Source organism: Erwinia sp. 198 (assembly GCF_003937915.1).
Taxonomy (GTDB): Bacteria; Pseudomonadota; Gammaproteobacteria; order Enterobacterales; family Enterobacteriaceae; genus Erwinia; species Erwinia aeris.
On sequence record NZ_RHUM01000016.1, the window covers coordinates 26,197 to 43,551 of the forward strand.

Annotated in this window: 18 protein-coding genes; 7 read left to right on the top strand and 11 right to left on the bottom strand. The window is 57.5% G+C overall.

Annotated features, from left to right (window positions below; translation table 11 throughout):
* Positions 1 to 201: 201 nt before the first annotated feature.
* A complete protein-coding gene (glpT, locus tag EGK14_RS19155; RefSeq protein WP_125290695.1) occupies positions 202 to 1,545 on the top strand; it encodes a glycerol-3-phosphate transporter in 1,344 nt (447 codons plus the stop codon).
* On the top strand, positions 1,542 to 2,588 hold the full coding sequence (gene glpQ / locus EGK14_RS19160) for a glycerophosphodiester phosphodiesterase (protein ID WP_125290696.1): 1,047 nt from the start codon (positions 1,542 to 1,544) through the stop codon (positions 2,586 to 2,588). Before glpT ends, glpQ begins: the two co-directional genes overlap by 4 nt.
* 39 nt (positions 2,589 to 2,627) lie before the next feature.
* Here the strand turns inward: glpQ and yigL are convergent, their stop codons facing one another.
* Entirely contained in the window at positions 2,628 to 3,428 is an 801-nt protein-coding gene (yigL, locus tag EGK14_RS19165) for a sugar/pyridoxal phosphate phosphatase YigL (RefSeq protein WP_125290697.1), read from the bottom strand.
* 49 nt (positions 3,429 to 3,477) lie between these two features.
* Positions 3,478 to 4,458, bottom strand: a complete 981-nt coding sequence (gene pldB / locus EGK14_RS19170) for a lysophospholipase L2 (RefSeq protein ID WP_125290698.1) — start codon at positions 4,456 to 4,458, stop codon at positions 3,478 to 3,480.
* 103 nt (positions 4,459 to 4,561) lie between these two features.
* Here pldB and rhtB point away from each other — a divergent pair, with 103 nt between their 5' ends.
* Positions 4,562 to 5,185 (top strand): homoserine/homoserine lactone efflux protein, encoded by a 624-nt coding sequence (rhtB, locus tag EGK14_RS19175; protein ID WP_125290699.1) that lies wholly within the window; start codon positions 4,562 to 4,564, stop codon positions 5,183 to 5,185.
* Between the two features lie 78 nt (positions 5,186 to 5,263).
* Here rhtB and recQ read toward each other — a convergent pair whose 3' ends face one another.
* Both recQ and pldA read right to left on the bottom strand, forming a co-directional pair.
* Complete coding sequence (recQ, locus tag EGK14_RS19180) at positions 5,264 to 7,090, bottom strand: ATP-dependent DNA helicase RecQ (protein ID WP_125290700.1); 1,827 nt, start codon at positions 7,088 to 7,090, stop codon at positions 5,264 to 5,266.
* Between the two features lie 50 nt (positions 7,091 to 7,140).
* Positions 7,141 to 8,019: a phospholipase A gene (pldA, locus tag EGK14_RS19185; RefSeq protein WP_125290701.1), complete on the bottom strand. Its 879-nt coding sequence runs from the start codon at positions 8,017 to 8,019 to the stop codon at positions 7,141 to 7,143.
* A 161-nt stretch (positions 8,020 to 8,180) separates the two neighbouring features.
* Between pldA and EGK14_RS19190 the strand changes: the two genes are divergently transcribed.
* The 4 genes from EGK14_RS19190 (at position 8,181) to mdtI (ending at position 10,623) form a co-directional block, all read left to right on the top strand.
* On the top strand, positions 8,181 to 8,654 hold the full coding sequence (locus EGK14_RS19190; RefSeq protein ID WP_125290702.1) for a thioesterase family protein: 474 nt from the start codon (positions 8,181 to 8,183) through the stop codon (positions 8,652 to 8,654).
* A gap of 28 nt (positions 8,655 to 8,682) precedes the next feature.
* A complete protein-coding gene (gene rarD / locus EGK14_RS19195) occupies positions 8,683 to 9,582 on the top strand; it encodes an EamA family transporter RarD (protein WP_125290703.1) in 900 nt (299 codons plus the stop codon).
* Positions 9,583 to 9,956: 374 nt separating this feature from the next.
* Positions 9,957 to 10,307: a multidrug/spermidine efflux SMR transporter subunit MdtJ gene (gene mdtJ / locus EGK14_RS19200; protein WP_125290704.1), complete on the top strand. Its 351-nt coding sequence runs from the start codon at positions 9,957 to 9,959 to the stop codon at positions 10,305 to 10,307.
* The gene (gene mdtI / locus EGK14_RS19205; protein ID WP_125290705.1) at positions 10,294 to 10,623 is read left to right on the top strand and encodes a multidrug/spermidine efflux SMR transporter subunit MdtI; all 330 of its coding nucleotides are present in this window, start codon (positions 10,294 to 10,296) and stop codon (positions 10,621 to 10,623) included. The genes mdtJ and mdtI overlap by 14 nt, the downstream gene beginning before the upstream one ends.
* 37 nt (positions 10,624 to 10,660) lie before the next feature.
* On the opposite strand, the gene corA is transcribed toward mdtI, so the two are convergent.
* The 7 genes from corA to dapF all read right to left on the bottom strand — a co-directional run bounded on the left by corA (position 10,661) and on the right by dapF (position 17,342).
* Positions 10,661 to 11,614 (bottom strand): magnesium/cobalt transporter CorA, encoded by a 954-nt coding sequence (gene corA, locus EGK14_RS19210; protein WP_125290706.1) that lies wholly within the window; start codon positions 11,612 to 11,614, stop codon positions 10,661 to 10,663.
* A 119-nt stretch (positions 11,615 to 11,733) separates the two neighbouring features.
* Complete coding sequence (gene ysgD, locus EGK14_RS21925) at positions 11,734 to 11,790, bottom strand: YsgD/CorL family protein (protein ID WP_367317867.1); 57 nt, start codon at positions 11,788 to 11,790, stop codon at positions 11,734 to 11,736.
* 194 nt (positions 11,791 to 11,984) lie between these two features.
* Positions 11,985 to 14,147, bottom strand: a complete 2,163-nt coding sequence (gene uvrD / locus EGK14_RS19215; protein ID WP_125290707.1) for a DNA helicase II — start codon at positions 14,145 to 14,147, stop codon at positions 11,985 to 11,987.
* 54 nt (positions 14,148 to 14,201) lie between these two features.
* Positions 14,202 to 14,918, bottom strand: a complete 717-nt coding sequence (yigB, locus tag EGK14_RS19220; RefSeq protein ID WP_125290708.1) for a 5-amino-6-(5-phospho-D-ribitylamino)uracil phosphatase YigB — start codon at positions 14,916 to 14,918, stop codon at positions 14,202 to 14,204.
* Positions 14,918 to 15,823, bottom strand: coding sequence for a tyrosine recombinase XerC (gene xerC, locus EGK14_RS19225; protein ID WP_125290709.1), 906 nt, complete (start codon positions 15,821 to 15,823; stop codon positions 14,918 to 14,920). Before xerC ends, yigB begins: the two co-directional genes overlap by 1 nt.
* The gene (locus tag EGK14_RS19230; protein ID WP_125290710.1) at positions 15,820 to 16,521 is read right to left on the bottom strand and encodes a DUF484 domain-containing protein; all 702 of its coding nucleotides are present in this window, start codon (positions 16,519 to 16,521) and stop codon (positions 15,820 to 15,822) included. The genes xerC and EGK14_RS19230 overlap by 4 nt, the downstream gene beginning before the upstream one ends.
* Positions 16,518 to 17,342 (bottom strand): diaminopimelate epimerase, encoded by an 825-nt coding sequence (dapF, locus tag EGK14_RS19235; protein ID WP_125290711.1) that lies wholly within the window; start codon positions 17,340 to 17,342, stop codon positions 16,518 to 16,520. Before dapF ends, EGK14_RS19230 begins: the two co-directional genes overlap by 4 nt.
* Between the last annotated feature and the right edge of the window lie 13 nt (positions 17,343 to 17,355).

Here is a 17,355-nt window from a genome sequence, read left to right on the forward strand (position 1 = left end):
CACTCCTTTCCGACATGGCTAAAAGCATTCAGAGAAGCGTGCTGCATAATTCGTTTGATTGTCATAAAAATGTAACCTTTGGGTTCTTCTTCACAGCGAAACCCTGCGTTTTCTTTTAGGCTCTTTCCGCTACGGATCGTGTTTATTATCTGTTGCTGCACTACGTAAAAAAACGAATATAAATTGCCATCGGAGGCTGTTATGTTATCTGTTTTTAAACCTGCGTCGCATCGAACGCGCGTAGATACCAGCGAAATCGATCCGCTTTATCGTAAATTACGCTGGCAGATATTTTTTGGTATTTTCTTCGGCTATGCGGCCTATTATCTGGTGCGAAAAAACTTTGCGCTGGCGATGCCTTCGCTGATTGAACAGGGTTTTTCTAGGGGGGATTTAGGCTTTGCCCTTTCAGGTATTTCCATCGCCTACGGTTTTTCTAAATTTATTATGGGATCCGTTTCCGATCGCTCGAATCCACGATACTTTTTGCCCGCTGGCTTAATTCTGGCGGCGGCAGTCATGCTGTTTATGGGATTCGTTCCGTGGGCCACTTCCAGTATTACCGTGATGTTCGTGCTGCTGTTTTTATGCGGCTGGTTCCAGGGCATGGGATGGCCGCCCTGTGGACGCACTATGGTGCACTGGTGGTCGCACAAGGAGCGCGGCGGTATCGTTTCCGTCTGGAACTGTGCGCACAACGTCGGCGGCGGTCTGCCTCCGCTGCTGTTTCTACTGGGCATGTACTGGTTTAACGACTGGAAAGCATCGCTTTATATGCCCGCTTTCGCCGCCATTCTGGTGGCCGTCATCGCCTTTACGTTAATGCGCGATACGCCGCAATCCTGCGGTCTGCCGCCGATTGAAGAGTATAAAAACGACTATCCGCCCGACTACGATAAAAGCCAGGAAGAGGAGCTGACCGCCAGGCAAATTTTTATGCAATACGTACTGCCCAACCGGCTGCTCTGGTATATCGCGCTGGCCAACGTATTTGTCTATCTGCTGCGCTACGGCATTCTCGACTGGTCGCCGACCTATTTAAAAGAGGTGAAGCATTTTACGCTGGATAAATCCTCCTGGGCCTACTTCCTTTATGAGTACGCAGGCATCCCCGGCACGCTGCTGTGCGGCTGGATGTCCGATAAGGTCTTCAAGGGCAATCGTGGCGCGACCGGCGTCTTTTTTATGCTACTGGTGACAATTGCTACCGTAGTTTACTGGCTGAATCCCCCCGGCAATCCGGGCGTGGATATTACCTGCATGATCGTTATCGGCTTTCTGATTTATGGGCCAGTGATGCTGATCGGGCTGCACGCGCTGGAGCTGGCGCCGAAGAAAGCCGCGGGTACGGCGGCAGGCTTTACCGGGCTGTTCGGCTATCTTGGCGGCTCGGTGGCCGCCAGCGCTATCGTCGGCTATACCGTTGATTACTTTGGCTGGGACGGCGGTTTTATCGTGATGATCGGCGGCGGCGTGCTGGCCGTTATCCTGCTGGCTATCACCATGCTGAACGAACACAAGCACAAAAAAGGGGCAACGCAATGAAAAAGCTGATAGCTATGCTGCTGCTGGGCGCTTCGTTCGGCGCAATAGCCGTAGAAGCGCACAAGATCGTCATTGCCCACCGTGGCGCGAGCGGCTACCTGCCGGAACACACGCTGCCGGCCAAAGCGATGGCTTACGCGCAGGGATCCGACTTTCTTGAGCAGGATCTGGTGATGACGCGAGACGATCGGCTGGTGGTGCTGCACGATCGCTATCTGGATCGCGTAACGGACGTGGCGAAACGCTATCCAGACCGCGCCAGAAAAGATGGGCGCTATTACGCCATCGACTTTACGCTGGACGAAATCAAGGGGCTGAAATTTACGGAAGGCTTTACGCTAAAAGACGGCAAAAAAGTCCAGACTTATCCGCAGCGTTTCCCGATGGGCAAGTCGGACTTCCATGTGCATACCTTTGCCGAAGAGATTGAATTTATTCAGGGGCTGAACCACTCGACGGGAAAAAATATCGGCATCTACACCGAAATCAAAGCGCCGTGGTTTCACCGCCAGGAAGGCAAAGATATTTCCGCAAAGGTGCTGGATGTGCTGAAGCGGTACGGCTACAGCTCGAAAAGCGACAACGTCTATCTGCAATGCTTTGACTATAACGAACTTAAACGCATTAAAACGGAGCTGGAGCCGCAAAGAGGCATGGACGTCAAACTGGTGCAGCTGATCACCGAAACGGACTCAAAAGAGACGCAGGAGCAGCAAAACGGCAAATGGGTGAACTACAGCTATGACTGGATGCTGCAACCCGGCGCGATGAAAACGCTGGCCCGTTACGTCGACGGCATCGGCCCTGATTATCATATGCTGATTGCCAACGGCTCGACCAGGGGCGCGGTTCACTTTACGCAGATGGTGCAGGAGGCGCATCAGAATGGCCTGGCCGTGCATCCCTATACCGTGCGGGCCGACCAGCTGCCCGACTGGGTAGATAATGTGGACGAGTTGTACGACGCGCTCTATAACCAGGCTGACGTGGACGGCCTGTTTACCGATTTTCCGGATAAGGCCGTGCACTTCCTGAAGCGGTAAGCGTTGCCGCCTCTGTGACAGAGGCGGCTTTTACAGGCTTCAGACGTTATAAAGCTTGCGCAGATAGTTCGGCACCGCGTTATCCGCATTGCTGCCAATCACTTCCAGTTCGGGCAGCAGATCCTTCAGCCGCTGATGCGAATTACTCATGATGCAGCCTTTGCCCGCCATGTTCAGCATCTCTTTGTCGTTCATGCCGTCGCCAAATGAGATGCAGTCCGCCAGCGTAAAGCCCAGCAGTCGGGATACCGCGTCCAGCGCGTGGCCTTTGGAAACGCCGCCCGCCATCACTTCCAGACAGGTCGGCAGCGAGAAGCTGACGTTGACCCGATCGCCCCAGCGCGCCATCAGTGCCTCTTCCAGCGGGATCAGCAGTTCCGGCCTGGCGCAGGTAAAGAACACCTTGCTGATGCCGTCGGTTGGCAGCGAATCCGGCTGATAGGTTTGATAGTTAAAATTGGACTCGCGGAAAAAATCCATCTCTTCCGGGCGATGGCGGTTAAGGAACCACTCTTCATCGCGGTAGACGTTGGTATAGATATCCTGGTGGCTGTGGTGTAAAGCAAAAAGCTCACGGGCGATGTCTTCTTCCAGGTTATGACTGAAGATCAGCTCGCCTGCGGTATTGTGCACGCGCGCGCCGTTCGAGGTGATCATATAGGCATCAATACCCAGGCTGTCACGCATCTGCCCGACATCAATGTGATGGCGACCGGTGGCGAACACAAAATGGACGCCCTTTTGCGTCAGCAGCTGGAGCGTTTCACGGGCGAAAGCGGATAAACGGTGATCCGGCGACAGCAGCGTGCCGTCGAGATCGGAAGCAACAATCGGGTACATAAAACCTCTGTTAATGGTGAGCTAGGGTTGCTATATCTGAGCAGTAAAATCAGGGATGCCGCGCAAAAAACGCCGTAATGGCCTCCAGCGCTTCGGCGCGCATGCTGTCTTTTTCAAACAAGATCTCATGACGCGCGCCTGCGATAGTCAGCGGGCCCTCGCAGGGGTTTTCCGCCGCTTTCATGGCCTGACAAAAGAGATCCTGAGCGCGGTTATCCACCACCTTATCCGCGCTGGCCTGTAACAGCAGCAGCGGCGTTTTGATCTCTTTTGCCTGAGCCAGAATGTTTTTGCCGGCCAGAATGCCTTCTCTGACCCAGTGATAAGTCGGCCCGCCGACGCGCAGCGCCGGATCGTCGGCGTAAAAGCGCAGGTTGCGCCGGTAGCGCTCGCGGCTGTGGGTCAGCTGGTTCATGCCGAACGGCCTCGGCTGCCACTGGCCGGTGCCGATGGCGTAACCGTCGCGCACCACGGGACGTTTTTCCGCCCAGTTCAGAATACAGTGCGTCATCCACAGCGGCATCGGCAGAAAGATCCCAAACATCGGCGCGACCAGCGCCACGGCGTTAAAGGCCTGCGGCTGCCTGGCCAGCATCAGCGTCAGGATCGCGCCGCCCATTGAGTGCGCCAGCGCATAGCGATGCTGATAGTGACGGCTGAGGATCGCTTTCAGATAGAGCGTCTCCAGATCTTCAACATAGTGGTCGAACAGCTCCACATGGCCGCGATGGCTATCCTGTAGCAGCCTGCCGGAACGGCCCTGCCCGCGATGATCGACAATAATCACATCATAGCCGCAGTGAAACAGGTCGTAGGCCAGCTCCGGGTATTTTACGTAGCTTTCGATACGGCCGGGGCAAATCAGGATAACGCGGCTATGTTGCGATGACGTGAAACGAACGTAGCGAATGGGCACGTCTTCTACGCCGATAAACTCGTCTTCCTCCCGCCGCCGCCAGAAATCCAGCAGCGGGCCGGTGGCGAAAGCGGCAAAAGCTTTTTCACGATTTCGCCAGCCATGCTTTTTCATTGACCCGATCTCCGCTTTTTTCACATTCCGCCCGACCCCGTAGCCTGCGCAGCCGCAATGGCGTATTGTGTCATACTTCTGTGCTATCAGGGAGTCTGACCCAATGACCATGCAGTGGTGGCTGGCCTATCTGTTAACGACCAGCATCTTAAGCCTTTCGCCGGGTTCCGGCGCAATCAATACCATGAGTACCGGTATCAGCCACGGCTATCGCGGCGCGGCGGCCTCTATTTCCGGCCTGCAGGTTGGGCTGGCGGTGCATATTCTGCTGGTCGGCATCGGCCTGGGCGCGCTGTTTTCGCAATCCGTGCTGGCTTTTGAGGTGCTGAAATGGGCGGGCGCGGCTTACCTGATCTGGCTGGGCATCCAGCAGTGGCGCTCGGCAGGCGCGATAGATCTTCAGGCGGTCGCCAAAGCGATGCCGCGCCGCAGGCTGTTTAAGCGTGCGGTGCTGGTGAACCTGACCAACCCAAAAAGCATTGTTTTCCTGGCGGCGCTCTTTCCGCAGTTTATCATCCCGCACCAGCCGCAGGCGATGCAGTATCTGGTACTGGGCGTGACGACGGTGGTAGTCGATATTATCGTGATGATCGGCTACGCCACGCTGGCACAGCGGATTGCAGCCTGGATTAAAGGGCCAAAACAGATGAAGCTGTTAAATCGCCTGTTTGGCGGCATGTTTATGGCGGTCGGCGCGCTGCTGGCTTCCGCCCGGCGTATTGCCTGATGCATCAGAGGCTGGCATGGAGGACGCGCTGACCATACCTTGCCCGTGTCCTCCACGTTCTCCGGCCACCCGCCTGGTCTACTCTTCGCCGTCGACGTGCTCGCGGATCATCACCATAAACGGCTTGCCGAAGCGCTCCAGCTTGCGCTGGCCAACGCCGTTGACGCTCAGCATTTCTGAGGCGGTCAGCGGCATCTGCTCGGCCATTTCTATCAGCGTGGCGTCATTAAATACCACATATGGCGGAATATTCTCTTCATCGGCAATGGCTTTACGCAGCTTACGCAGCTTGGCAAACAGCTTGCGATCGTAGTTGCCGCCAAACGATTTCTGATTGCTGTTGCGCGGCTTGACGCTGACCATGCGCGGCACCGCCAGCAGCAGCGGGGCTTCGCCACGCAGCAGGGGACGCGCCGCTTCCGTTAACTGAAGCGCGGAATGCATCGCAATATTTTGCGTTGCAAAGCCCAGATGAATGAGCTGACGGATCACGCTTATCCAGTGTTCGTGGCTCCGATCGCGGCCAATGCCATAAACCGGCAGCTTGTCGTGCTGCATATCGCGAATACGCTGATTGTTGGCGCCGCGCAGCACTTCCACCACGTAACCCATGCCAAACCTTTGGCCGACACGATAAATGCAGGAAAGCGCCTTTTGCGCTTCTACCGTGCCGTCGTAACGACGCGGCGGATCGAGACAGATATCGCAGTTGTCGCAGGGCTGCTGACGCCCTTCACCAAAATAGTTCAGCAGCACCAGACGGCGGCAGGTCTGCGCTTCCGCAAAAGCGCCCATCGCGTTCAGCTTGTGGCGTTCAATATCCTGCAACGGCCCCGGCGCTTTCTCTTCCAGACAGCGGCGCAGCCAGGCCATATCGGCCGGATCGTAAAGCATCAGCGCTTCCGCCGGCAGGCCATCACGACCGGCACGGCCCGTTTCCTGATAATAGGATTCGATGTTGCGCGGGATATCAAAGTGCACCACAAAGCGCACGTTGGGCTTGTTGATGCCCATGCCGAAGGCGACCGTGGCGACGACGATCTGAAGATCGTCACGCTGGAAGGCTTCCTGCACGCGGGCGCGATGCACGTTATCCATCCCGGCATGATAGGCACCGACGCTCAAGCCACGGCTTTGCAAACGCGCGGCGGTGTCTTCCACCTTCGCCCGGCTGTTGCAGTAGATGATGCCGCATTTGCCGCGCTGATCCTGCACGTAGCGGATCAGCTGATCCGTTGGCTTGAATTTTTCCACCAGCGTATAGCGGATATTAGGCCGGTCGAAGCTGCTGACCTGGATCAGCGGATCGTCAAGCTGTAGCAGGCGCGCGATATCGTTACGGGTGGTTTCGTCGGCGGTGGCGGTCAGCGCCATCACCGGCACGTCCGGCAGCCGCTGACGCAGCTGGCCCAGCGCGCCGTATTCCGGACGGAAATCGTGGCCCCATTGCGAAATACAGTGGGCCTCGTCTACGGCCAGCATTGCCGGGTTCCAGTGCGCCAGATTATCCAGGAAGTTATCCATCATCAGGCGTTCAGGCGCGATATAAAGCAGCTTGATCCGGCCCGTGCGGCAGCCGGCGAAGACCTCCTGCTGCTCTTCCCGCGTCTGCGTTGAGTTCAGACAGGCGGCGGCCACGCCGTTAGCCAGCAGCTGGTCGACCTGATCCTTCATCAACGAGATCAGCGGCGACACCACCAGCGTCAGCCCCTCGCGCACCAGCGCCGGGATCTGATAGCAAAGCGATTTGCCGCCGCCGGTCGGCATGACCACCAGGCAGTCGCGCCCTTTCAGCGACGCCTGAATAATAGTTTGCTGCCCCGGACGAAATTGCTGATAGCCGAAGGTTTCCTGCAAAACCTGTTGCGTCAGCATTTCCTGATTGATCACTGCAGCCGTAGACACGTGTACTCCAACTTGATGGCGGGCAGCACGTGATGGCCGCCCGGAAAGCATTAAAACAGGTCGTTCAGAATGACGCCGACGCCGACCCTGGTCTGACGATGGTTATAGTCAATCAATGATTCACCATAGCCGCTAAAGACTTGCGTATAGAAACGGACATGTTCGGTAATCGGGTAGCTCCAGCCTGCCTGCGCGCCACCGAAACCGCTGTTCCAGTTGTAGTTGCCCTGAAGGCTGAAGACGCTTTCGCCCAGCTGATAGCCGACCGTCAGGCGATAATACCCCATGTACTTAGTGATATCAGGGTTATCGTCATTATTTTCGCCTTCTGGAAGACGGTACCAGGGTTTGGCTTCGACCATCCAGTTACCGTTCTGCGCCATCAGGCGGGCGTAAACGCGGTTCCAGCTGCGGGAGGTCGGCTCCGAGCGGCCGTTGGACTGATGGTTCAGGCCCAGCTCCACGTCGCGTAGCGTCCAGCCGGCGAAGCTGTAGTCGGTGGCCCAGCCGAGGAAAATCTGCGGCTGATAGTCGGTTTCGCGAAACGGCGACGAGGCGCCACGGTTAGAGAGCTGCCACCAGGAAGACTGAGTATAGGAGGCAGCAAGCACCGAGTTGTCACCTAAAATGCCTCGCCAGAGAGGAAAGGCCAGGCTCAGCTGGAATTTTACCTCATCGTGCTTCGCCTTATTCGACCAGTTATAGGAATCAATCGCCTCTTTATTGATGTTGCTGGTATCGGTGTACAGCAGATAGTTGCTTTCATAAGGAAAAAGCACAAAAGGGTTGTCATGCTTTTCCAGAAGATTAGCAATAATACTGCCACGCACCGCGGGCTGGTCATGCACCTCTGTGACCTGAGCCTCTTGCGCCAGGGCCAGACAGGGGAAAAGGAGCGCTGCAGCCAGCGGGCCTTTCAGCATCGACATAAGATTCTCCAGAACTGATAAAGGTGATGAATAAAAAGCACGCCATTCTACACAGAATTACTGGTCGACATTAGTGCTGTTTTTGTAAAGTAAACGACCCGTTAGCAGCGGATAAAAATAGTCAGTCTGATAAGCGACTTACGTTGTAAAGGAATTTTGCTATGACCTCATCTGCGCCGCTCGATCGGCAGGCCGCTCGTCGCCTGATTGGCGACATCTTTGTTTATGATATGCCGTTTAACCGTACGCTTGGCCTCACGCTGGATCGGCTGGAGCCGGATTATGCGGAGCTGAGCTTCGCTAACCAGCCGCAGCTGGTGGGCAACATCGCACAAAAAATTCTGCACGGCGGTGTAATTGCGGCCGTACTGGACGTGGCGGCCGGTCTGGTCTGCGTCAGCAGCTCGCTCACCCGGCAGGAGACCATTACGGAAGAAGAGCTGCGGCAGCGCCTGTCGCGCATGGGTACTATCGATCTGCGGGTGGACTACCTGCGGCCCGGTCGCGGCGAACGCTTTATCGCGACCAGCAGCCTGCTGCGCGGCGGCAATAAGGTCGCGGTGGCACGCGTTGAGCTGCATAATGACGCTGGTCTTTATATTGCCAGCACGACGGCAACCTATCTTGTAGGTTGATTCCCCGACATTAACGGAGTGATGTTACATGGATGCGCAGCAAACTCGTCAGGGCATTTTTTATGCCCTGGGCGCTTATTTTATCTGGGGCATAGCGCCTGCCTATTTCAAACTTCTTCAGCAGGTTGCGCCAGGGGAGATCATGACCCATCGGGTGATCTGGTCATTCTTTTTTATGCTGCTGTTGCTGAGCGTCAGCCGCAGCTGGGGCAAGGTTAAAGCGATTTTCAAAACGCCGAAGAAGGTGCTGCTGCTGGCGGTCTCCGCGACGCTGGTGTGCAGCAACTGGCTCATCTTTATCTGGGCGGTCAATAATCAGCATATTCTGGAAGCCAGCCTGGGCTATTTTATCAACCCGCTGCTGAACGTGCTGGTAGGGATGCTGTTTCTGGGCGAACGCTTCCGGCGGCTGCAATGGCTGGCGGTGGCGCTGGCGGCCTGCGGCGTAATTATCCAGCTTTGGCGATTTGGGTCGGTGCCGGTCATTGCGCTGGGTCTGGCGGTGACCTTTTCGCTGTACGGGCTGATGCGCAAAAAAATCGCCGTCGACGCGCAGACCGGCATGATGATTGAAACCAGCTGGCTGTTGCCCTTCGCCGCTCTTTATCTTTTCGGCATTGCGGACAGCAGCACCAGCCATCTGACGCAAAATGCCTCGTCGTTAAACCTGCTGCTGATCGCCGCTGGCGTGATAACCACCGTGCCGCTGATGTTGTTTACCGCTGCCTGCACGCGCCTGCGCCTCTCTACCGTTGGGTTTTTCCAGTACCTTGGCCCAACGCTGATGTTTCTGCTGGCGGTGATCTTTTACGGCGAGAAAATGACGCCGGATAAAGTGATGACCTTCAGCTTTATCTGGGCGGCGCTGGCCTTATTTATTTTCGATGCGCTTATAACGTTAAAACGCAGGCGGCCCGCTGAGGTCTGACGGTTAATTGCTTTCCCCGGTTACTGCCTGGCCGGGGAAAGTAACACCTAAGTAAAAACTTTATAACCTGACGTTCCTATCGTAAATCAGTGCAAATCTTTTGGCACAGCAGGTCTGGATAATGCCAGAATAGCCGCGTGTTTAACTACTGAGGACAATATTCACTCCACCAGGATGAGAAGCAATAGCGTGGATGAGTTGTAAATCTATGGACAGTTTGTTCATTTCACTGATACTCCCTGCATTTTCCCGCCCCCGGCTTGCCTGCCGTCCCGTCTCTGACCAGCACTGGCGTTTCGCGCTGTAGCGCACTCTCTACGGATTTTCTGCCGCGCATCAATTGCGCTAATTATTTCAGTTTCCGGAGAGAGAAAATGTTTTATTGGTTATTGTTGGCGCTTGCCATCGTTTTTGAAATTGTTGGCACGCTGGCCATGAAATGGGCCAGCCTTAACGGTCACGCCGCCGGTTATTTTTTTATGCTGGCCATGATCGCCCTTTCTTATATTACTTTGTGTTTCGCCGTTAAAAAAATCGCGCTGGGCGTGGCCTATGCTATTTGGGAAGGCGTGGGCGTCCTGTGTATTACGCTGTTCAGCGTCATGCTGTTTGGCGAGGCGCTGCCCCTGATGAAAGTGGTCGGACTGGCGACGCTGGTGACCGGTATCGTACTGGTGAAGTCGGGTACGGTAAGCCGCAAGGAGGCCAGCCATGCTGCCGCTTAACGGGACGCACCTGGCCTGGCTGGCGCTCGCCGTGGTGCTGGAAATCCTGGCCAATATTTTTCTTAAATATTCGAACGGCTTTCGCCGCCCGCTGTATGGCCTGTCGTCGATTGTTGCCGTGCTGGCTGCCTTTAGCGCGCTGGCGCAGGCGGTTAAAGGTATCGATCTGTCGGTAGCCTATGCGCTGTGGGGAGGTTTCGGTATCGTCGCGACGGCGGCGGCAGGCTGGATACTGTTTGGTCAGCGTCTGAGCCGCCGCGGCTGGTTCGGCCTGGGCGTACTGCTGGTCGGAATGGTGTTGATCAAGCTTGCCTGAGAGTGGAGAGCGTCCCCGAACGCTCTCTTATCGTCTGCTACAGCCAGTTTTTACGCTTGAAATAGGCGTAAGGCGCCAGGCCCGCCAGGATCATCAGGCAGATAGCACCCGGATAGCCGAAGCTCCACTTCAACTCCGGCATAAACTCAAAGTTCATGCCGTAGCTGGAAGCAACCAGCGTTGGCGGCAGAAACACTACCGATACCACCGAGAAGATTTTGATAATGCGGTTCTGCTCGATATTGATAAAGCCCATCGCCGCCTGCATCAGGAAGTTGACCTTCTGGAACAGCGATTCGTTGTGCGGCAGTAGCGATTCGATATCGCGCAGTATCTCGCGCGCCTGCTCCAGCTGATTGCCCGGCAGACGCGCCTTGCGCACCAGGAAGTTCAGCGCGCGCTGGGTATCCATCAGGCACAGGCGCACTTTCCAGCCAATGTCTTCCAGCTCGGCCAGCGTGGAGAGCGCGGCATCGAACTCATCGCCCTGCTGGCCTTCCATAATCACGCGGCTGAGCTTTTCCAGATCGCTGTAAATGTTTTCGATTTCGTCTGCCAGCTGTTCGATTTTGGTTTCAAACAGATCCAGCAGCAGCTCATACGCATTGCCGTCGGTCAGCACCTGGTTACGCGCGCGCATACGATAAAGACGGAACGCGGGCAGTTCGCGTTCGCGCAGCGTATAGAGGCGACCGTCGCGGATAGTAAAGGCTACGGTGGAGTTGCCCGCGTGATCTTCCGCATCTTCGTAGAAGAAAAAGGAGTGGATATGCAGGCCATCTTCATCTTCAAAAAAGCGCGCGGAGGCCTCGATATCTTCCAGCTCGGGGCGGGTCGCCAGGCTTTGGCCCAGCTCGTTCTGTACGCGGTCGCGCTCGGTATCGATCGGTTCGATCAAATCGACCCAGACCGAACTGGACAGTTCGTCCGTGGTTTCTTCCAGCTCCAGGCGGGCAAGGCGGCTTTGATCAAGTTTAAATGCGCTCAGCATAGCTGTACTCCCAATTCGTCATAGCGTGGGACGCGCCTGAACACGGGGAATCTGACTCAGAGCGAAGCGGGATGCGGGTCGCCAACAACCACGAAGGCTATCGGCAGAGGAGGATAGCCTTAGGAGTTGTACCTGTTTTCCAGGTCAATGAGCCAGTATCTACTGGGTGTGTCCAAGGCGAATGTCCTCTGAGGGTGATAGTGCGCGCATGTTACGCTGTGCTGAAAATGGCGTCAACAGCCAGCCGGGAGAAACGAAGCGGCAGGCACGGGCATCCCCGCCGACCGCCGAAGAAAGCGCGCAGGCGGCGCTGAAGCAGCGAAGGGGAAAACCCCAAAGGCGGCGCGGGGTTAGCCGCGCCGCAGCGGGATCACACCGTTTCTAACTTCGCGTAGGCGGCCACCAGCCATTTGATGCCCTGGCCCTGGAAAGCAACCTGTAACCGGCTGTGATCGCCGCTGCCTTCCAGATTGACGATGGTGCCCTCGCCGAATTTAGCGTGGCGCACCCGCTGGCCAAGCGCAAAACCGCTGTCGTTTTGCGTAACCGGCGTGCCCATCCGCTGATGGTTAACCGGACGGCTGACGCTGGCGCGCAGGCGAACTTCCTCCACGCACTCTTCCGGCAGCTCGCCGACAAAGCGGGAAGGCCGGTGATAAACCTCTTTGCCATACAGCCGACGCGTTTCCGCATAGGTCAGCGTTAGCTTCTGCATGGCGCGCGTGACGCCAACGTAGGCCAGGCGACGCTCTTCCTCCAGCCTGCCGCCCTCTTCCAGCGACATCTGGCTCGGGAACATGCCCTCTTCCATTCCCACGATAAAGACCTGGCGGAACTCCAGGCCCTTAGCCGCATGCATGGTCATCAGCTGCACCGCATCCTGCCATTTGTCCGCCTGGCCTTCGCCCGCCTCCAGCGCCGCGTGGGAAAGAAACGCCTGCAGCGGCATCAGGTCTTCGTCTTCATCCTGATAGCTGTACTGCCGCGTGGCGTTGACCAGCTCCTCAAGGTTTTCGATACGCGCCTGGCCTTTTTCGCCTTTTTCCTGCTCGTACATCAGCCACAGGCCGGAATCTTTGATCACCCGGTCAGTCTGCACGTGCAGCGGCATTTCGCTGGTTTCCTGCGCCAGCGAGTCCACCAGTTCGGTGAAGCGCTGCAGCGCCGAAGCGGCACGGCCGGCCAGCGCTTTCTCCTGAAGCAGAACGCGGGCGGTCTGCCACAGCGTCAGCTGGCGCTCACGCGCCGTTTGCCGCACCACGTCCAGCGTGCGATCGCCGATGCCGCGAGTCGGCGTGTTGACCACACGCTCGAAAGCGGCGTCGTCGTTACGGTTGGCGATCAGCCGCAGGTAGGCCAGCGAATCTTTGATTTCCTGACGCTCGAAGAAGCGCATTCCACCGTAGATACGGTAAGGCATACTGGTTTGCAGCAGTGCCTCTTCCAGCACGCGCGACTGGGCGTTACTGCGATAGAGAATGGCGCAGTCGTTAAGCGCGCCGCCGCTTTCCATCCACACCTTGATGCGGTTCACCACGAAGCGGGCTTCGTCCAGCTCGTTGAACGCGCAGTAGATAGAAATCGGCTCGCCGTCGCTGCCATCCGTCCACAGCTCTTTCCCCAGACGACCGTTATTGTTGGCAATCAGGGCGTTGGCCGCCTTCAGAATATTATTGGTGGAGCGGTAGTTCTGCTCCAGACGGATAGTCTGCGCGCCGTGAAAATCGTTAAGAAAACGCTGGATATTCTCAACCTGCGCGCCGCGCCAGCCGTAGATCGACTGATCGTCATCGCCTACGATGATGACTTTTCCGCTGTCGCCCGCCAGCATTCTGATCCAGGCGTACTGGATATTGTTGGTATCCTGAAATTCGTCCACCAGGATATTGGTGAAGCGCTCGCGGTAGTGGTTAAGGATATGCGGCTTGTTCAGCCACAGCTCGTGCGCGCGCAGCAGCAGCTCGGCGAAATCCACCAGCCCGGCGCGGTCGCAGGCTTCCTGGTAGGCCTGATAGATACGCAGCCACGTCTGCTCAACGGGATTGCCGTAGCTCTCAATGTGCTTTGGCCGCAGGCCTTCGTCTTTTTTGCCGTTGATGTACCACATGGCCTGGCGGGCGGGCCACTGTTTCTCATCCAGATTCATCGCTTTGATCAGGCGTTTTAATAAGCGCATCTGATCTTCGCTGTCGAGTATCTGAAAATCCTGCGGCAGGTTGGCATCCAGGTGGTGCGCGCGCAGCAGGCGGTGCGCCAGGCCGTGGAAGGTGCCGATCCACATGCCGCCCTGGCTGGTGCCGATCAGCTGCTCGATACGGTGGCGCATCTCGGCGGCGGCCTTATTGGTAAAGGTCACGGCCATGATGGAGTAAGGCGAACAGTTTTCAACCCCCAGCAGCCAGGCGATGCGGTGAACCAGCACGCGAGTCTTGCCGCTGCCCGCCCCCGCAAGCACCAGCAAATTGCTGCGCGGCGCGGCTACGGCCTCGCGTTGTTTGTCATTCAAGCCGTCGAGAAGGTCAGAAACGTCCATAAGCACCGTCAGATTAGGGGAAGCTGTTGCTCCACTGGATATTTAACCAGCGTATTATAACAACGCGGTCAGGGATGCCAACTGCGAAATTTCCAGCGTGGGCAGCAGGCGACTGTCGCTGGCCTGCATCAGGTTGTGATGATGCAGGTTGATCCAGCACGCCTGCATTCCGCAGCGCACGGCGCCAGCCACGTCCGTAGTAAGATCGTCGCCCACGTGCAGAATGCTATGTAAAGGCAGGCTAAGCTTTTCTGCCGCCAGGTGATACATATCGTGATAAGGCTTGGCGCGGCCGTGCGGCCCGGCTCGCAGAATAAATTTGAAGTATTTATCCAGCCCGAACAGGTGCGGCTCGGCGTTGCCGTTGGTGATCGCCACCAGCGGGATTTTCGCGGCCAGCGCGGCCAGCGTGCTGTGCGTTTCGGCCGGCACCTCGATTTGGCTGCGCCAGTGGGCGAAGTGTGCCATCACCGCGCGCGCGCCTTTTTCCGCTTCCGACGCGTTAAGGCCACTATTCAGCATCGCCAGCTCCACCGCGCGGCGACGCCATTCGCTGACGTCGTGATAGATGTCCGGCTCCTGTTCAAGCAGGCTGTCGCGCAGCTGCTGGTACTCTAAGGGGCTGAACTCGTTCAGTGCCGGATGATAGGCCTGCAAAAACGCGTGGGTTTCTTTGGCGGTGCGGCTGATTACCGGCCGATTATCGTACAGCGTATCATCCAGATCGAAGGTCATGGCCGCGATCGGCCGCAGCGAACGGTAAAAATGCATCAGGTTTTTCCTCGTTTGGCACGGGGATGCGCGGCATCATAAACCGAGGCCAGATGTTGAAAATCAAGGTGGGTATAGATTTGGGTCGTGGTGAGATTGGCGTGGCCCAGCAGCTCCTGTACGGCGCGCAAATCGCCGCTCGACTCCAGCATATGCGTCGCAAAAGAGTGGCGCAGCTTGTGCGGATGAATATGGCTGGACAGCCCCTGCTTCACGCCCCACTCCGCAAAACGCTTTTGCACATTGCGGGTGGAAATGCGCTTGCCCTGTTTTGACAGAAACAGCGCGTTATCGGATGGCGCGAACAGCTCGCGCAGGGCCAGCCAGCGCTCCGTCCATTCCACCGCCAATCGGCCAATCGGCAGGCGGCGCTCTTTGCTGCCCTTGCCGGAAACCCACACTTCGCCAGAGGCCAGATCGAGATGGGAAATATCGATGCCGACCAGTTCAGACAGGCGCAGCCCGGCGCCGTACATGACTTCCAGCATGGCGCGATCGCGCACCGCCAGCGGGTCGTTCAGATCGATATCCAGCAGGCGGTCAACCTCGTCCACATCGATATTTTTCGGCAGATGCCGGGAAGCGCGCGGCGTGGCGACGCCCTTGGCCGGGTTAGCTTTCAGCTTGCCCTGGCTGATTTGCCAGTCCAGAAAGCTGCGCAGCGCGGAAAGACGTAGCGCCAGGCTGGCGGGTTTAAGGCCGCCACGGCGGCTGCGCGCGGCCAGCGCGCGTACCTGGGCGGCGTCCAGCTTCTCCCAGGCGGCGAGCTTCATCTCATCCAGCAGGGTAATACAGGCGCTCAGCTGTCGCTCGTAGCTAATCTGCGTGAGCGGGCTGAGCTGGCGCTCGACTTTCAGGTAGCGCAGGAAGCCCTCTACGGCTGGCTGTAGAGGAGACGCGTTCATACCCTTTCCACCCAGCGCTGCAGCAGCTCTGGCAGCATATGCGAAAGGTGCTGCAAAAGCACCGTGCCCATGCCGGACTGATAGTGCTGGCTGTCACGGCTGCTGAAGATCAGCACGCCCAGCTCGCCGCGCTCGCCCAGCAACGACATCGCCACCGAGCCGACCGCTTTGGCCTGCGGTAACAGCAGCAGCAGTTCCGGGCCGTTAAGGCTGCCCAGATAGTGCTGCTGCTTGCCCAGACGCTGAATGCGTACCGGCTCGAACGCCTGCCGCGACAGCGCCAGCTGCGTAAAGTCGGACGGCGCGCCAATCCGCCACTTTTCGCTGAACAGCCGCACGTTGGCGCCCGCCAGCCCCAGCTCGCGCGCCCAGCGATGCAGGCGGTTGAGCATCTCGTGCAGGCTGTCGGCCGCCGCCAGCCGCGTTTGCAAGGTCAAAAGCTGTTCGAACAGCCGATGATTGGCGCTGGCCTGCTCCATCAGCAGCGTAATTTCCTCTTCCAGCTGCGCAATCTGGTGACGTTGGCGGCTGAGCTGCCACTCCACCAGCGAAACCGTGCCGCGTACCGGATGCGGTATCACCATTTGCTCGACCTGACGGGCATTGCGGATAAAGAAATCCGGGTTTTGCAGCAGGTAATCGCTCACCACGCGATCGTCCAACAGGATATCGCTGGCGGCCTCGCTGACATGTTTCATAGATGAATAAATCCGTCGTAAACGTGAGTGGCCGGGCCGGTCATATAGAGCGGATGTCCCGGCCCTTTCCAGGCGATATGCAGGCTGCCGCCGGGCAGATCGACGCGGACCTTTTCCGCCAGCAGGCTTTGCTGAATGCCGACCGCTACCGCCGCACAGGCGCCGCTGCCGCACGCCTGGGTTTCGCCCGCGCCGCGCTCGTAAACGCGCAGGCAGATATGCTCGCGGCTGACCACCTCCATAAAGCCGACGTTAACGCGTTCAGGAAAACGCTCGTGGCTTTCCAGCACCGGCCCTAAGCTTTCTACTCGCGCCGTTTTCACGCTGTCGACCTGTAATACGCAATGCGGGTTGCCCATCGATACCACGCCGCACATCACCGTCTGCTCTGCCACGCGCATCAGATAGAGGCTTTCCGCCTTGTTCGCGCGAAAAGGCACCTGCTGCGGCTCAAAATTCGGCTCGCCCATGTTGACGCATACCAACTCATCCGGCGTGACGCTCAGCACCATGCGCCCGGTCTGCGTGCTGACGCGGATCTCGCTTTTATTGGTCAGCCCTTTCAGGCGAACAAAGCGGGCGAAACAGCGCGCGCCGTTGCCGCACTGCGCCACTTCGCTGCCGTCGGCGTTGAAAATGCGGTAGTGAAAATCCAGGTCGGGATCGTAAGGCGGCTCTACGATCAGCAGCTGATCGAAGCCGATCCCCAGATGCCGATCCGCCAGTCGCCGGATCAGTTCAGGAGAAAAATAGACGTTTTGCGTCACGGCATCGACCACCATAAAGTCATTGCCCAGACCGTGCATTTTGGAGAACTGCATGTTTGGCTCCAGC

Excerpts from the sequence above, each read along its gene's own strand:
- glpT (WP_125290695.1), top strand. The coding sequence starts at position 202 with ATGTTATCTGTTTTTAAACCTGCGTCGCATCGAACGCGCGTAGATACC.
- glpQ (WP_125290696.1), top strand. The coding sequence starts at position 1,542 with ATGAAAAAGCTGATAGCTATGCTGCTGCTGGGCGCTTCGTTCGGCGCA.
- yigL (WP_125290697.1), bottom strand. The coding sequence starts at position 3,428 with ATGTACCCGATTGTTGCTTCCGATCTCGACGGCACGCTGCTGTCGCCG.
- pldB (WP_125290698.1), bottom strand. The coding sequence starts at position 4,458 with ATGAAAAAGCATGGCTGGCGAAATCGTGAAAAAGCTTTTGCCGCTTTC.
- rhtB (WP_125290699.1), top strand. The coding sequence starts at position 4,562 with ATGACCATGCAGTGGTGGCTGGCCTATCTGTTAACGACCAGCATCTTA.
- pldA (WP_125290701.1), bottom strand. The coding sequence starts at position 8,019 with ATGTCGATGCTGAAAGGCCCGCTGGCTGCAGCGCTCCTTTTCCCCTGT.
- EGK14_RS19190 (WP_125290702.1), top strand. The coding sequence starts at position 8,181 with ATGACCTCATCTGCGCCGCTCGATCGGCAGGCCGCTCGTCGCCTGATT.
- rarD (WP_125290703.1), top strand. The coding sequence starts at position 8,683 with ATGGATGCGCAGCAAACTCGTCAGGGCATTTTTTATGCCCTGGGCGCT.
- mdtJ (WP_125290704.1), top strand. The coding sequence starts at position 9,957 with ATGTTTTATTGGTTATTGTTGGCGCTTGCCATCGTTTTTGAAATTGTT.
- mdtI (WP_125290705.1), top strand. The coding sequence starts at position 10,294 with ATGCTGCCGCTTAACGGGACGCACCTGGCCTGGCTGGCGCTCGCCGTG.
- corA (WP_125290706.1), bottom strand. The coding sequence starts at position 11,614 with ATGCTGAGCGCATTTAAACTTGATCAAAGCCGCCTTGCCCGCCTGGAG.
- uvrD (WP_125290707.1), bottom strand. The coding sequence starts at position 14,147 with ATGGACGTTTCTGACCTTCTCGACGGCTTGAATGACAAACAACGCGAG.
- yigB (WP_125290708.1), bottom strand. The coding sequence starts at position 14,918 with ATGCATTTTTACCGTTCGCTGCGGCCGATCGCGGCCATGACCTTCGAT.
- xerC (WP_125290709.1), bottom strand. The coding sequence starts at position 15,823 with ATGAACGCGTCTCCTCTACAGCCAGCCGTAGAGGGCTTCCTGCGCTAC.
- EGK14_RS19230 (WP_125290710.1), bottom strand. The coding sequence starts at position 16,521 with ATGAAACATGTCAGCGAGGCCGCCAGCGATATCCTGTTGGACGATCGC.
- dapF (WP_125290711.1), bottom strand. The coding sequence starts at position 17,342 with ATGCAGTTCTCCAAAATGCACGGTCTGGGCAATGACTTTATGGTGGTC.